This window comes from Streptomyces sp. NPDC059906 (assembly GCF_042730645.1).
Taxonomy (GTDB): Bacteria; Actinomycetota; Actinomycetes; order Streptomycetales; family Streptomycetaceae; genus Streptomyces; species Streptomyces rubrogriseus.
In genome coordinates this window covers 18,347-34,011 of the sequence record NZ_JBHWKU010000002.1, presented here as the reverse complement: position 1 = coordinate 34,011, position 15,665 = coordinate 18,347, and the positions used below count along the sequence as shown (strand labels likewise).

Here is a 15,665-nt window from a genome sequence, read left to right as displayed (position 1 = left end):
ACAATTAACCCTTTTGCCCGATTGATGTCACGATGACCGAATAGCAGTCGACCACAGGAGTGCTCCGGGAGCGAGAAGGCGAAGGAGTCCCCGCGATGTCCGTCACCGCGATGCCCGAGACGGCCCCCGAGACGGCCCCCGACCTCAGCGTCATCGTCCACGGCCGCAACGTCCAGGACCACCTGCCCGCCCTCCTCGACTCCCTGGACGCCCATCCCCTCACCGGCGTCGAGGTGATCGTCGCCGCCGTCGGGGACTGGGCGCGGGAGGTCGCCGAGCGGCACGCCCCCGCCTTCACCGTGCTGCCCCTGCCGGACGGAGCCGGTGACGCGGCGGCCCGTTCGGCGGGGGCGGCCCGGGCGCGGGGCCGGTGGCTGCACTTCGTGCACGCCAAGGACGGGCTGCCCGTCGGCGCCCCGCCCGCCGTCGCCGAGCGCGCCGGTGCCCTCCCCGACGCCGTGGAGGTGCTGCTCCTCGACCACGTCCGCAGCTCCTGGCGGGTCTCGGGTCTGCCCTCCCCCGACGGCCCCCGCCTCGCCCGCGCGGGCCGCGCCGTGGAGGGCCTGGCCCTCGACGACCGCGCGGGGCTGCTCCGCCTCACCCCGCTGCTCGGCAACCGCGCCGTGCGCGCCGGCTTCTGGCGGGCCCACGAACGGCTCCTGACCACCGAGGACGAGCCCTTCGCCGCGTACGCCGCGCTGCTGCTCGCCGACCGCGTCGCCTGCCTGCCCCTCCCGGCGTACGAGGACCGCGGGCTGCGCCCCGAGAGCCTGCCGCCGCCCACAGCCGCGCAGCGGTACGCGCTGGTCGACCGCTACGAGGCGCTCCTGGGCCTCACCGCCGGCCGGCCCGCCGTCCACGGCGTCCTGTACGACCTGATGATCCGCGACTGCCTGCACACCTTCGCCCGCGCCGGAATGCCGGACGACGTGGCGCGGGAGTTCTTCCACCGGGCGTCGGTGACCGCCCGGCGCCACCGCCCCGAAGGGCTGAGGCGCCGGGCCGGACTGGAGGGCGTACGCCGGTCGCTGCTGGAGGAGGGCGCCTACGGCCGGTACCGCGCCCTCCAGACCGCCAGCCACGCCCGCCGCGGGGTGCGCTCCGCCGCGCGCACCGGCAGACGCCGGGCCGGTACCCGGCTGCGCACCCTCCAGTACCGCGCCGCCCTGGCCCGCCCCCTCGACCCGCACCTCGCGGTCTTCTCGGCGTACTGGAACCGCGGGGTGGCCTGCAACCCGGCCGCGATCGCCGCCAAGCTCGCCGAACTCGCCCCGGGCGTCCACCCGGTGTGGGTGGTCACGGCGCAGGGCGCGGCCCTGCTGCCGCCCGGCACCGACCACGTGGTGCCCGGCACCCGCCGCTACTGGGAGGTGCTGGCCCGCGCCAAGTACCTGGTCAACAACGTCAACTTCCCGGACGCGGTGGTCAAACGCCCCGGCACCGTCCACCTCCAGACCCACCACGGGACCCCGCTCAAACGCATGGGCGTGGACCAGCTGCCGTACCCGGCCGCCGCCCACGGCCTGGACTTCCAGGCGCTGCTGGAGCGCGTCGACAAGTGGGACTTCAGCGTCTCGGCCAACAGCCACTCCACCCGCATGTGGCAGGGGGCCTACCCGTCCCGCCACCTCTCCCTCGACCACGGCTACCCGCGCAACGACGTGTACTACACCGCCGGTCCCGCCGAGGTCCGCGCGGCCCGCGAGCGCCTCGGTATCGCGCCCGGCCGCCGTGCGGTCCTGTACGCACCTACCCACCGCGACTACGAGGCCGGCTGGACCCCGCGCCTGGACCTCGCGGCCCTCGCCGACCGGCTCGGTGAAGAAACGGTTCTGCTGGTGCGCGCCCACTACTTCTACGACAGCGCCGCCGCCCCCTCGGCCCCGCTGGCCGGCCTGCGCCGCACCGGCCGCCTCGTCGACGTCTCCTCCTACGAACCCGTCGAGGAGCTGTGCCTGGCCGCCGACGCGCTGGTCACCGACTACTCGTCGATCATGTTCGACTACGCCAACCTCGACCGCCCGATCGTCGTCCACGCCGACGACTGGGAGACCTACCGCACCACCCGCGGCGTCTACTTCGACCTGATGGCCGAGGCCCCCGGGCCAGTCGCCCGCACCCAGGCGGAGCTGACGGAGATCCTCACCTCCGACGCCTGGCACGACGAGCGCGCGACGAAGGCCCGGACCGCCTTCCGGCGCCGGTTCTGCGAGTACGACGACGGCCGCGCCGCCGAACGCGTCGTGCGCCGGGTCTTCCTCGGCGAGGACGAGCGGACGCTGCCCCCGGTCCTGCCGGTCGAGGACCGCACCCCGGCCCCGAACCCCGAGGAGGCGGCCTCGTCATGAGGACAGCCACGAGCACGAGCCCGGCCACGGGCACGCTCCTCCCTTTGGAGATCCCGGACGTCACCGTCACGGTCATCGTCTACAACGACGCCGAGCGCCTCCCCCGCGCGGTCGCGTCCGCGCTGCGCCAGACCCACGCGAACATCGAGGTCGTCATCAGCGACGACCACTCGACCGACGCGACCGAGGAGGTGGCCCGCGAACTGGCCGCCCACGACCCACGGGTCGTCTACCTCCGGCTGCCGGAGAACAGCGGCGGATGCAGCGCCCCGCGCAACCGTGCCCTTAAGATCGCGCGGGCGCCGTACCTGATGTTCCTGGACAGCGACGACGAACTCCCCGAACGCGCCGTCGAGGTCCTGCTCGCCGCCCACCGCGAACGCGACCTGGACTTCGCCATGGGCGCCGTGCACCGCATCCGCGTGGACGGCGGACGCCGCACGACCTGGATGCCGCACCTGGTCGCCGAACGCCGCACCCTCGACGGCATCGAGGCCGACCCGCGCCTGTTCTTCGAGCACCTCTCCACCAGCAAGATGTACGCCCGCGCCTTCCTCGACCGGCACGGCCTGCGCTTCCCCGAGGGCATCCACTACGAGGACCAGCTCTTCTCGGCCCAGGCGTACTGCCTGGCCAAGACGTTCACCGTCGTCCCCGAACCGGTCTACCGCTGGTACATCGCCCCGTACGCGGCCTCCGACGCCGCCTCCATCTCCAACCAGCGCCACAAGCTCACCAACGTCCGCGACCGCGTCCACGTACAGCGCCTCATCGACGCGTTCCTGGCCGAGAGCGGACACGAGGCGCTGCGCGAGGACAAGGACTTCAAGTTCCTCAAGCACGACTTCCGGATGTACGCCGGTGACCTCCCCTACCGGGACGACACCTGGCTGGCCTCCTTCGCGGACCTGATGAACCCCTACCTCGACACGCTCGCCGAGGGCGCCTACGCCCGGCTGCCCCGCGCCGAACGGGTCGTCCTGCGGCTGCTGCGCGACCGGCGCCTGTCCGACGTACGCACGGCGGCCCGCGGCCTCGGCCACGACGTGGCACCGCGCCGGGTGACACCGGACGAGGAGAGCGGCCGCGTGTACTGGGGCGAGGAGGTCCCGGCCTCCCCCGAGGCCCGGCGGGAGCTGGACCTGACCGACCTCGAACTGGACACCCGCCCGTTCTTCACCGCCCTGCTCCGGCACGAGATCACCGAGATCACGCGTGGCCCCGGTGCGTCGGTCGACCTCACCGTCCGCACCTTCGACCCCGCCCTGCGCCTCCCCGTCGGCCCCCAGCGTGCGGTGCTCCACCTCTCCCCCGGCAGCAGGCGCCTCACGGTGCCCTTCCGCCTCTCGCCCGTCCGCCCCGGGCTCTTCGAGGGCCGCGTCCGCCTGGACCTGGCGGCGGCCCGCCTCCCCCTGCACGGCTTCGCGGGCACCCGCCATCCGGTGCTCCGCCTCCGCCATCGCGGCCGCACCCACACGGGCATCCTGCTGGCGCCCCTCGCCTTCCCGCCCCTCACGGCCCGCGTCCCCTACCGCACCGGCCTCACCCCTCACCGCGTCACCCTCCGCCCGGAGGGCCACAACCCGGGCCGCCTCCAGATCACCTGGCAGCCAGTGGGCACGACGGCAAGGATCCTCGGCCCGGCCGCCCGCCGCCTCTCCACCCCTCGCACCCGCAGAGCAGCCCGCTTGGTGTCCAATGTCCTCCGCTGACGCCCGCCCCAACTGCGGACAGTCGTAACCGCCGCCCCCAGCTGCGGGCAATCGTGCCGCTGGGGCGGCACGGGTGGGCGCAGGCGGCACCCCGCCAGCGCCGGGCTGCGCACCCACCCTCACCCAGCCCCCCCCACCCCGCCGCACACGCCAAGGCGCCCCGGACCGAACCCGGCCCAGGGCGCCTCACACGGCGACGGCGCAAACGCCGCCCCACCTACGAATGCGTGCGCAGCAACGTCCGCATCGTCCGCATGGCCACCGAAAGGTTGGACAGATCAAACGCGTCCGACCCCCGGATCTCCTCCAGCGTGGTCCGCGCCCGCCCGAGAATCGCCGCGTTCTTCTCCTCCCACGCCTTGAACCGCTGCTCCGGCGTCGACGATCCGCTGCCCGCCGCCAGGACGTCCGCGGTCAGCGCCGCGTGCGCCGCGTACAGGTCCTCGCGGATCGCCGCACGGGCCATGGACTGCCAGCGGTCGTCCCGCGGCAGGTCACTGATCCGGTCCATCAGCTGGGTGACACCCAGCCGGTCGGCGAGGTCGTAGTACACCTCCGCGACGTCCAGCGGCTCCTTGCCCATGCGGTCGCCCACCGACACGATGTCCAGCGCCGCGAAGACCGAGGAGAACCCGGCCACCCGCGTCGCCGGCTCGTCCGGGACTCCCGCGCCGGTCAGCTCGTCGTAGATGTGCTGGTACCACTCCGCGTCCGCACCGCGCAGCAGCTTCGGCAGCTGCGACCACACCTGCTCGACCCGCTCGGCGAAGAACTCCACCGTCCCGGCCAGCTCCAGCGGCTGCGGCCGGTTGTTGAGCAGCCAGCGCGTGCCGCGCTCGACCAGGCGGCGCGAGTGCAGCCGGATCCGGGTCTGGACGGCGGCGTCGACCTTGGTGTCCAGCTCCTCCACCGCGTCCCACACCGGGGAGGAGCGGAAGATCGCCCGCGCCACGGTCTGCGCCCGCACGATCTCCTCCAGCGACGCGCCGGTCTCCTCGCGCATCCGGTGCAGATACGTCGTACCGCCCGTGTTGACCGTGTCGTTGACCAGGACGGTCGTCGTGATCTCGCGGCGCAGCGGGTGGCCGTCGACCTGCTCGGCGAACTGCTCGCGCAGCGCCGTCGGGAAGTAGGCGTGCAGCAGACCCTTGAGGTACGGATCGTCCGGCAGCGAGGTGTGCAGCAGCTCCTCGGCGACGGTGATCTTCGTGTACGCCAGCAGTACGGCCGTCTCCGGGCCGGTCAGACCGTGTCCGCCGGTCAGCCGCTCCCGGATCTGGCGGTCGGTGGGCAGGAACTCCAGGGCCCGGTTGAGGTGGCCCTCCCTGACCAGGTGCCGCATGAAGCGCTGCTGGGCGTGGAGCATGTCCTTGGACTGGGCGAGCGCGTTGGCGATCGCCGTGTTCTGCGCGTAGTTGTTGCGCAGGACCAGCGCGCCGACCTCGTCGGTCATCTGGGCGAGCAGCTTGTTGCGCTGCTTGACGGTCATGTCGCCGTCCTTGACGAGACCGTTGAGCAGGATCTTGATGTTCACCTCGTGGTCGGAGGTGTCCACGCCCGCGCTGTTGTCGATGGCGTCGGTGTTGATCCGGCCGCCCCGCAGCGCGAACTCGATCCGGCCCAGCTGGGTCAGGCCGAGGTTGCCGCCCTCGCCGACGACCTGGACCCGCAGGTCCTTGCCGTCGACGCGGATGGCGTCGTTGCCCTTGTCGCCGACGTCCGCGTTGGACTCGGTGGACGCCTTGACGTAGGTGCCGATGCCGCCGTTCCACAGCAGGTCCACCGGGGAGCTGAGGATCGCCTTCATCAGCTCGGCCGGGGTCATCTTGGTGATGCCCGACTCGATGCCGAGGGCCTCGCGGACGTGCGCGTTGACCGGGATGGACTTGGCCGTGCGCGGGAAGATGCCGCCGCCCGCCGAGAGCAGCTCGGTGTCGTAGTCCTCCCAGGACGAGCGGGGCAGCTCGAACAGCCGGCGGCGCTCGGCGTAGGAGGTGGCCGCGTCCGGCGTCGGGTCGATGAAGATGTGCCGGTGGTCGAAGGCGGCGACCAGGCGGATCTGCTCGCTGAGCAGCATGCCGTTGCCGAAGACGTCGCCGGACATGTCGCCGATGCCGACGACCGTGAAGTCCTGGGTCTGGGTGTCCACGCCCAGCTCCCGGAAGTGCCGCTTGACGGACTCCCAGGCGCCGCGGGCGGTGATGCCCATGCCCTTGTGGTCGTAGCCCGCGCTGCCGCCGGAGGCGAAGGCGTCACCGAGCCAGAAGTTGTAGGACTCGGCGACCTCGTTGGCGATGTCGGAGAACTTGGCGGTGCCCTTGTCGGCGGCGACGACGAGGTAGGTGTCGTCCTCGTCGTGCCGGACGACGTCGGCGGGGTGCACGACCTCGCCGGCCACCATGTTGTCGGTGATGTCGAGCAGCGCCGAGATGAACGTCTTGTAGCTGGCGATGCCCTCCGCCATCCACGCGTCGCGGTCGACGCCCGGGTCGGGCAGCTGCTTGGCGACGAAGCCGCCCTTGGCGCCGACCGGCACGATGACGGTGTTCTTCACCATCTGCGCCTTGACCAGGCCGAGGATCTCGGTGCGGAAGTCCTCCCTCCGGTCCGACCAGCGCAGACCACCGCGCGCGACCTTGCCGAAGCGCAGGTGCACGCCCTCGACGCGCGGCGAGTACACCCAGATCTCGAACGCCGGGCGCGGCGCCGGGAGGTCGGGGATGGCCTGCGGGTCGAACTTCATGGAGACGTAGTCGTGCGGCTTGCCGCCCGCCGCCTCCTGGAAGAAGTTGGTCCGCAGCGTCGCCTTGATGACGGTGAGGAAGGAGCGCAGGATCCGGTCCTCGTCCAGGCTCGCCACCTGGTCGAGAGCGGCGTCGACCTCTTCGAGCAGGGCGTCGACGATCTCCCGCCCGGCACGCTGCCGCTCCGGCGCCATCCGCGCCTCGAACAGGTTGATGAGCAGGCGCGTGGTGTGGACGTTGTTGCGGAGGGTGTCCTCCATGTAGTCCTGGCTGAAGGTCGAACCGGCCTGCCGCAGGTACTTGGCGTACGCGCGCAGCACCATCGCCTCGCGCCAGGTCAGTCCGGCGCTGAGCACGAGGGCGTTGAAGCCGTCGTTCTCCGCCTTGCCGGTCCAGGTGGCGGCGAAGGCGTCCTGGACGCGCTCGCGGGCGTCGTCGCCGAGGTAGTCGGCGCCACCGGACGGGGCCTTGGGCATCCGCAGGCCGAAGTCGTAGATCCAGGCCGTGGTGCGGTCCGCGCAGCGCAGCTCGTAGGGGCGCTCGTCGGTGACCTCGACGCCGAGCCGGCTGAGCACCGGCAGCACGGCGGACAGGGAGACCGAGCCGCCCTTCTGGTAGATCTTGAAGCGCCGCTCCTCGGGCGCGGCGCCGACCGGCTCGTACAGGCTCAGCGCGAAGGTCTTCTCCTCGTCGAGCTGCTCCAGGTGGCCGAGGTCGGCGACGGCGGAGCGCGGGCTGTGGTCGGCCTTGTAGCCCTCGGGGAAGGCGGACCCGTAGTGGCGCAGCAGCTCGGCGGCGCGTTCCTCGCCGACCTCGGCGGTCAGTGCCTCGCCGAACCCGTCGGCCCAGGAGCGGGCGGCCTCGACCAGACGGGCCTCGACGCGCTCCTTGTCGGCGTCGGACAGGTGCGGCAGCTCCGTGCCCTGCGGGACCCGGACCACGAAGTGCAGCCGGGACAGGATCGACTCGGTGTTCCAGGCCGTGAAGTCGACGCTGGTGCCGCCGAGCTCCTCCTTCAGGATGTCGATGATCCGCAGCCGGACACCGGTGGTGTAGCGGTCGCGGGGGAGGTAGACGAGGGCCGAGTAGTAGCGGCCGTACTCGTCCTGACGCAGGTAGAGGCGCAGGCGGCGCCGCTCCTGGAGGTAGAGCACGGAGGTGACGATGGGCTCCAGCTCCTCGACGGAGGTCTGGAACATCTCGTCGCGCGGGTACGTCTCCAGGATCTGCAGCAGGTCCCGGCCGTCGTGGCTGTTGGGCGAGAAGCCGGCCCGCTGCAGCACCTCCTCCACCTTGCGCCGCACCACCGGCACCCGGCGGACGGACTCGGTGTAGGCGGCGGAGGAGAAGAGTCCGAGGAAGCGCCGCTCGCCGACGACGTTGCCGTTCTCGTCGAACTTCTTGACGCCGACGTAGTCGAGGTACGAAGGACGGTGCACGGTGGCCCGGCTGTTCGCCTTGGTCAGCACCAGCAGGCGGTGCTCGCGGGCCTTGGCCCGGGCGTCGGCGGGCAGCCGCTCGAAGGACGGGCTGACGGGGTGGCTCTCGTCGGCCGCGTGGTGCGGGTCGGAGCGCAGGATGCCGAGGCCGGTACCTGCGACGGCGGCGAGGGAGTCGTCCTCGCGCAGCTCGTACTCGCGGTAGCCGAGGAAGGTGAAGTGGTCGTCGGCCAGCCAGCGCAGCAGCTCGCGGGCCTCCTCCAGCTCGCGCGCGGGGAGGTCCTCGGGGGTGGCCTCGGTCGACAGCTGGTCCGCGATGCGGACGGCCGCGTCCCGCATCTTGCCCCAGTCCTCGACGGTCTCGCGGACGTCGTTCAGGACGCGCAGCAGGTCGGCGGTGATCTGCTTCAGGTCGCCGCGGTCGGTCTCGCGGTCGATCTCGACGTGGATCCAGGACTCGACGTGCGCGTCGTGCGGCAGGTCGGCGGCGGGCGGACCGGCGAGCACCTCGACGAGCCTGCCGGCGACGTCGCGCCGCACCACGATCTGCGGGTGGACGACGACGTGGATGCCGCGGCCCTGGCGGGTCAGCTCGTTGGTCACGGAGTCGACGAGGAAGGGCATGTCGTCGGTGACCACCTCGACGACGGAGTGGCTGCACGTCCAGCCGTTCTCCTCGACCGTCGGGGTGTGCACCCGGACGTTCGCCGTGCCCTGCGGGCGGTTCTCGGCCAGCCGGTAGTGCGAGACGGCGGCCCCGAAGATGTCGACCGGGTCGCGGTCGGCGAGGTCCTCCGGGGCGGTGTGCCGGTAGTAGCGCTGGAGGAACGCGAACACGGATGCGTAGTCCGGGGCGCCGTCCGGGCCGTCCGGGGTGCCCGGAGTTCCCTCGCCCGTCGTCCCGGTCGGTAGGTGCCCCCCGACCGGGCTGTTCTCAGCTACCCGCGCAGCCCTTTCGAGCAGCTCGGCCTTGGCTTCGTCCAGCTTGGTCTGCATTGTCCTCTGACTCCTGTCGCGCGCCGTTGCGTGACGTTGAAGGAAGTACGGTCTCCTGCCTTCCGGCATGACGTCGGGACACGGGGTGTCCGGTCTGCTCCGACGCTATGCCGCAAGATGAGAGGAGCGGGGGCATATCAGCCAATGTCGCCGCTTCCACCGGATGTGACTTCGCTCTCGCCGTCACCGTCCGGGGAGTGCGCGGCGCCGTACCGGGGGTCTTCGATGCCCCGTCCCGCCCGCGAGTATCAGCGACCGCCGCCCGGCCACGGATGTCGTCCGCGGGTGCCGGGCGCAGGGCAGGGGCACCAGTGCCCCCGCGAGCTATCGCGCTGATCACGCCACAAGGCTATCGCCCCGCACGGGCTCCCCGTCATGAGCCGCATGTGTACAAAACCGGGCCCACAACTTGGACGTTCCGCACAGGTACGACGCCGTGCCCGGCGCGCCCCGGTGTCCGGTACGCCTCGGTGTCCGGTACGCCTCGGTGCCAGGCGGCAGGTCATCCCGCCAGCCGCTCCGCCACCGCCACGGCCTCTCCCAGCGTGTCCACCACCGGCACCCCGACGCCCTCGAGGCTGGCCCGGCTGTGCGACCCCCCGGTGTAGAGCACCGCCCCGGCGCCCACGTGGCTCGCCGCCACCGCGTCGTCGGCGGCGTCCCCGATCACCACCGTGCGAGCCGGCTCCACCCCGGACAGCGCCAGCTGCGCGAGGTGCCGCACCATGTGCTCGGCCTTGCTGCCCCCGGACGGCCCGGTCCGGCCGTCGACGCGTATGAAGTGCGTCTCGATCCCGAGGCCCTTGACCAGCGGCACCAGCTCGTCGTGGCCGTACATGCTGAGGATCGACTGGCTGCGCCCCGCCGACCGCCACCGGGCGAGCAGCTCCGTGACACCGTCCGCGAGCGTGCAACGGCTCCGGTGCACGCTGTAGTGGCGCTGGAAGGCCGCGTCCATGACCTCCCACTCGGCGTCGGTGGGCACCCGCCCCATCAGCCGCTCGTAGAACTTCGGCACCGGCACGCAGTACAGCGCCCGGTACCGCTCCAGTGTGATCGGCGCCAGCCCCAGCTCGCCGAACGCCGCGTTCGTCGCTCCGATGATCGCGTCGTTGTCGTGGAACAGCGTGCCGTTCCAGTCCCACACGATGTGTGCGCCCGTCTGCATCCCCATGCCCGAAAACGTACCCGGCGCCACTGACAATCGGGACACCGAGGTACGTTCTTCCTGCTCAGACCAGGTTCGGGAGCTCCTGCGTCGCGTACCAGAGCAGCTCGTGGTCCTCTGCTCCGTCCACGACGAACTGGGCGTCGTCGTCCCCGCCGTCCGCCGCGGCGAGGGCCTCGGCCGCGGCGCGCACGTCCGCCTCGGCGTCGGCGGAGTCGACGTGCACCGCGGCCGCCTTGGCCAGCGGCAGCGGTCCGGCGAGGCGGACCTCGCCCAGCGCCGCCGGATCGGGTCCCCGGTCCGGGTCGGCCACGGTGGCGCCGTCGGGGACGTCTGCGGCGACCACGACCCGGCGCCGCGCCGCGGCCGGGTCGGCCGCCAGCAGCCGCAGCGAGGCCAGGGCGGCCCGGTTGAGGGCGGCGTACTCCAGCTCCTCGATGTCGTCCGACAGGTACCACTCGCGCAGCGCCGGTGTGACGGCGTAGGCGACGAGCGGCCCGGCCCCCAGGTCTCCCGCCCGGTGCGCCTCGGCGAGGCCGGACAGGGTCAGGGGGACGTAGACGCGCATGAGTCTGCCGCTTTCGTGGTCGGGGGCGCCGCCGGAGCGCTCGGCGGCCCGACGGGAGAGCCTTCAGGATACGTGCGGGTGTCCCCTTTCGAGTCCCCACCCGTGACCTCCGACACGTCCACCCCGGTCCCGGAATTCACCCTCCTCACCCCGCGATCCCGGCCGCTCCGCTCCCCCACATCACTCTGATAGGTGAACCTCCCGACCCGCTCGACCCGACCGGCCGCGTCCTTGCCGCGCCGCCCCTCCACCCCGTACAAGATCACCGACCGCGAAGTTACCGCCCGGTATCACCCGGGCCACCGAACGGGGACCCCCATGCGCAAGGTCATGACCCGAACCCAGCCCCACCCCACCGCCCCCACATCCCCTCCCACCTCACCGCCGCCGCCCCACGACGCCCCGGGTGCCACGTCCTCCTACACCCCAGGGGCCACGCCGTCGTACGGCCCGGGGGTCTCGCCGCCGTACGGCCCAGCGGCCTCGCCGTCGCACGGGCCGGGTGCCACGGCCTCCTACACCCCGGGGACCATGCCGTCGTACGGCCCGGGTGCCACGGCCTCCTCCGCCCCAGGGGCCACGCCCTCGTACGGCCAGGCGGCCACGCCGCCCGGCGGGCCCGGCGGCGCTCCGCTCCGTAGGCCCGGCGGCACCGACCCCCACGTGTCCGGCGGACCCGGCGGCGTCCCGTCCGGCGGACCCGGCGGCACCCTGTCCGACGGACCCGGTGGTACCCCGCCCCGTGCGCCGGGCGGTGTGCCGCCTCGCAGGCCGGGGGCGCGTGGGGCGCGTGCTGCGGCGTCCGGTGGGCGCCCGCCGGGGTCTCCAGGCCGGTCCCAGCGGTCGCGTACGCGGCCGGCGGACACCCGCCCGCCCACGGCCGGACCTGGCCGGGGCGCAGGGCCCGCCCCGGTCGCGGGGCCCCCGGGCGGCCCCGCCACGGGTTCTGCGCCGGAGCCGACCACGGCCTCCGCCCCCGGCCGCCCGACCACGGCGACCGTCGACGGCCGCCCGGGCACGGCCTCCGCCGCCGCCCGCACCGCGAGCGCCGCCTCGGCCCCTGTCACAGCCCTCTCCCTGGGGCGGATCGCACCCGGGAGCCACCGAAGGGTCGCCCGGCCCTCCGCGGTGCCCGTCGTCCCCGCTCAGACGCCTCGCCGGCCCGTCCCACAGCTGCGCCCCACCGACCACTTCGCCGAGCTGCTGCTCGGCGTCCTCAGCGGTCGGCGCCCCGTTCACTCGATGCTCCGCCACACCGTCGGCCGGGCCTACGACGACCTGGCCCACCTCGCCGAACGCGGCCCGCTGCGCACCCGCGGAACCTCCCCCGTCGTCCGCGACATCGGGTACTTCGAGCCACGGCCGGGCGCCCTGGAGGTCTTCGCGCGCATCGGCGCGGGCGACCGGCTGCGGGCCATGGCGTTCCGCCTGGAGCGGGGCCGGGACCTGCGCTGGCGCTGCACGGCGGTGGAAGTGGGCGGACCCCGCAGGACCCGCGCGGACGACGACTGACCGTCCAGGCCGGCCCGCCGGAACAAGGCCGCCGGGAGACACGACCGCCGCCGGGACAGGCCGAAGGGCCGGTCACCCCGGGTGACCGGCCCTTCCCACCGCCACGGCGCCCACGGGCGCCGCGCCGTTACTTCTTGCGGCGCCGCCCGCCCTTGGCCTGCTTGCGGCGCTCCGCGCGCGTGAGTCCGTCGGACTGGGCCTGGGCGGGCTCGCCGTCGGAGAACTCGCCCTCGACGACACCTCCCTCGCCGTCCACGGTCGGCGCGGAGAAGTGCAGGTCACGGCGCTGCGGCGCGTCGAGACCCTTGGCCCGGATCTCCGGACGGGCGCCCGCCTGGGCCGGAACCGCGTCCTGCGCGCCCTTGTCGAGCGACGGCGCCGCGTCCTCGACCGGAACCTCCTCGACCTGCTGCTCGACCTGGACCTCCAGGTTGAACAGGTAGCCGACGGACTCCTCCTTGATGCCCTCCATCATGGCCTGGAACATGTCGAAGCCCTCGCGCTGGTACTCGACCAGCGGGTCCTTCTGCGCCATCGCGCGCAGGCCGATGCCCTCCTGGAGGTAGTCCATCTCGTAGAGGTGCTCGCGCCACTTGCGGTCCAGGACCGACAGGACGACCCGGCGCTCCAGCTCGCGCATGATCTCGGAGCCGAGCTGCTTCTCCCGCGCCTCGTACTGCTCCTGGACGTCGTCCTTGATGGACTCCGCGATGTAGTCGGCGGTCAGTCCGGCCCGGTCGCCCGCCGCCTCCTCCAGCTCCTCGACGGTGACCTTCACCGGGTAGAGCTGCTTGAAGGCGCCCCACAGCCGGTCGAGGTCCCAGTCCTCGGGGAAGCCCTCGGCGGTCTCGGCCTGTACGTAGGCGTCGATCGTGTCGTTCGTGAAGTGCTGGATCTGCTCCTGCAGGTCCTCGCCCTCAAGGACGCGGCGACGCTCGCCGTAGATGACCTCGCGCTGGCGGTTGAGGACCTCGTCGTACTTCAGGACGTTCTTGCGGGTCTCGAAGTTCTGCGTCTCGACCTGCGACTGGGCGGACGCGATCGCCCGCGTCACCATCTTGTTCTCGATCGGCACGTCGTCCGGCACGTTCGCCATGGACATCACGCGCTCGACCATCTGGGCCTTGAACAGCCGCATCAGGTCGTCGCCCAGCGAGAGGTAGAAGCGGGACTCGCCGGGGTCGCCCTGACGGCCGCTGCGGCCGCGCAGCTGGTTGTCGATACGGCGCGACTCGTGCCGCTCGGTGCCCAGGACGTAGAGGCCGCCCAGGTCCTTGACCTCTTCGAACTCGGCCTTGACCGCCTGCTCGGCCCGCTCCAGCGCGGCGGGCAGGGCCGCGGCCCACTCCTCGATGTGCTCCTCGGGGTCGAGGCCGCGCTGGCGCAGCTCGGCCTCGGCGAGGTCCTCCGGGTTGCCGCCGAGCTTGATGTCCGTACCACGGCCGGCCATGTTCGTGGCCACCGTCACGGAGCCCTTGCGGCCGGCCTGGGCGACGATGGTCGCCTCCCGGTCGTGCTGCTTGGCGTTGAGCACCTCGTGCTGGACGCCGCGCTTGCTGAGCTGCTGCGAGAGGTACTCGGACTTCTCGACCGAGGTGGTGCCGACGAGGATCGGCTGGCCCTTGCGGTGCTTCTCCTCGATGTCGTCGACGACGGCCTCGAACTTGGCGACCTCGGTGCGGTAGATCAGGTCCGACTGGTCCTTGCGCACCATCGGCCGGTTGGTCGGGATGGGCACCACGCCGAGCTTGTAGATCTGGTGGAACTCGGCGGCCTCGGTCATCGCCGTACCGGTCATGCCGGACAGACCGGGCTGTTCCTTCTCGTCGTGGTCGTGACGCTTGTAGAGGCGGAAGAAGTTCTGGAGGGTGATGGTGGCGAGCGTCTGGTTCTCGTCCTTGATGTCCACCCCTTCCTTCGCCTCGATCGCCTGGTGCATGCCCTCGTTGTAGCGGCGGCCGGCGAGGATACGGCCGGTGTGCTCGTCGACGATCATGACTTCGCCGTCGAGGACGACGTAGTCCTTGTCCTTCTTGAAGAGTTCCTTGGCCTTGATGGCGTTGTTCAGGTAGCCGACCAGCGGGGTGTTCACCGACTCGTAGAGGTTGTCGATGCCCAGCCAGTCCTCGACCTTGGACACACCCGACTCGTGGATGGCGACGGTGCGCTTCTTCTCGTCGACCTCGTAGTCGCCGGTCTCCTCGATGCCCTTGAGGGTGTTGCCGGCCTCGCCCTTCTTCAGGCGGGTCACCAGCTTGGCGAAGTCGCCGTACCACTTGGTGGCCTGGTCGGCCGGGCCGGAGATGATCAGCGGCGTCCGGGCCTCGTCGACGAGGATGGAGTCGACCTCGTCGACGATGGCGAAGTTGTGGCCGCGCTGGACGAGCTCGTCCTTGGACCACGCCATGTTGTCGCGCAGGTAGTCGAAGCCGAACTCGTTGTTCGTGCCGTAGGTGATGTCGCAGCCGTACATCTCGCGGCGCTGGGCCGGCGTCTGGTTGGCGAGGATGCAGCCGACGTCCAGACCGAGGAACTTGTGGACGCGGCCCATCATCTCGGAGTCGCGCTCGGCCAGGTAGTCGTTGACCGTGACGATGTGCACGCCCTCGCCGGACAGGGCGTTGAGGTAGGCGGGCAGCGTGCCGACGAGGGTCTTGCCCTCACCGGTCTTCATCTCGGCGACGTAGCCCATGTGCAGGGCGGCGCCGCCCATGATCTGCACGTCGTAGTGCCGCTGGCCCAGGACGCGCCTGGCGGCCTCGCGGACGGTGGCGAAGGCTTCGGGCAGCAGGTCGTCAAGGCTCTCACCGTCGGCGTAGCGCTGCTTGTACTCGTCGGTGAGGGCCCGCAGCTCGGCGTCGGAGAGGTCAGCGAAGTCCTCTTCGATGGAGTTGACCTGGTCCGCGATGCGGTGCAGCTTGCGCAGGATCTTGCCTTCGCCTGCACGCATGAGCTTCGAGAGGACGGACACGGGGGTTGGTCTCCTTGCCGGTCGGGCCTGGGACGGTCGGTTTCCTGTGACGGATCGGGCAACGGCCATCGTATGCGAGGACCCCGCTGCCCCGGGAGGCCTGCTGCGACGAGGACCGTCCGCTCCTTGCATCCAGCATCCCGGTCTGCCGTCGCCCCTTTCAACGTCCGGGCCCCGCGGATGGTGCCGCACCTTCCGGCGAATCGC

Annotated in this window: 7 protein-coding genes; 3 read left to right on the top strand and 4 right to left on the bottom strand. The window is 72.0% G+C overall.

What is annotated here, in order from left to right; all coding sequences use genetic code 11:
- The first annotated feature begins 95 nt into the window (after positions 1-95).
- Together ACFV9J_RS03020 and ACFV9J_RS03015 are read left to right on the top strand one after the other, a co-directional pair.
- On the top strand, positions 96-2,348 hold the full coding sequence (locus ACFV9J_RS03020) for a CDP-glycerol glycerophosphotransferase family protein (protein WP_385348970.1): 2,253 nt from the start codon (positions 96-98) through the stop codon (positions 2,346-2,348).
- Positions 2,345-4,060 (top strand): glycosyltransferase family 2 protein, encoded by a 1,716-nt coding sequence (locus ACFV9J_RS03015; protein ID WP_385348967.1) that lies wholly within the window; start codon positions 2,345-2,347, stop codon positions 4,058-4,060. The genes ACFV9J_RS03020 and ACFV9J_RS03015 overlap by 4 nt, the downstream gene beginning before the upstream one ends.
- 217 nt (positions 4,061-4,277) lie before the next feature.
- On the opposite strand, the gene ACFV9J_RS03010 is transcribed toward ACFV9J_RS03015, so the two are convergent.
- The 3 genes from ACFV9J_RS03010 to ACFV9J_RS03000 all read right to left on the bottom strand — a co-directional run bounded on the left by ACFV9J_RS03010 (position 4,278) and on the right by ACFV9J_RS03000 (position 10,975).
- The gene (locus ACFV9J_RS03010) at positions 4,278-9,239 is read right to left on the bottom strand and encodes an NAD-glutamate dehydrogenase (RefSeq protein WP_385348964.1); all 4,962 of its coding nucleotides are present in this window, start codon (positions 9,237-9,239) and stop codon (positions 4,278-4,280) included.
- Between the two features lie 502 nt (positions 9,240-9,741).
- Positions 9,742-10,413 carry an HAD family hydrolase gene (locus ACFV9J_RS03005; protein ID WP_385348961.1) on the bottom strand — a complete coding sequence of 224 codons (672 nt, stop codon included), beginning with the start codon at positions 10,411-10,413 and terminating at the stop codon, positions 9,742-9,744.
- 58 nt (positions 10,414-10,471) lie between these two features.
- The gene (locus ACFV9J_RS03000; RefSeq protein WP_385348958.1) at positions 10,472-10,975 is read right to left on the bottom strand and encodes a DUF6912 family protein; all 504 of its coding nucleotides are present in this window, start codon (positions 10,973-10,975) and stop codon (positions 10,472-10,474) included.
- 1,128 nt (positions 10,976-12,103) lie between these two features.
- On the opposite strand from ACFV9J_RS03000, the gene ACFV9J_RS02995 reads away from it, so the two are divergent.
- Positions 12,104-12,487 carry an Rv3235 family protein gene (locus ACFV9J_RS02995; RefSeq protein WP_385348955.1) on the top strand — a complete coding sequence of 128 codons (384 nt, stop codon included), beginning with the start codon at positions 12,104-12,106 and terminating at the stop codon, positions 12,485-12,487.
- 127 nt (positions 12,488-12,614) lie between these two features.
- Here ACFV9J_RS02995 and secA read toward each other — a convergent pair whose 3' ends face one another.
- Positions 12,615-15,458 (bottom strand): preprotein translocase subunit SecA, encoded by a 2,844-nt coding sequence (secA, locus tag ACFV9J_RS02990; protein WP_385348952.1) that lies wholly within the window; start codon positions 15,456-15,458, stop codon positions 12,615-12,617.
- Positions 15,459-15,665 lie beyond the last annotated feature (207 nt).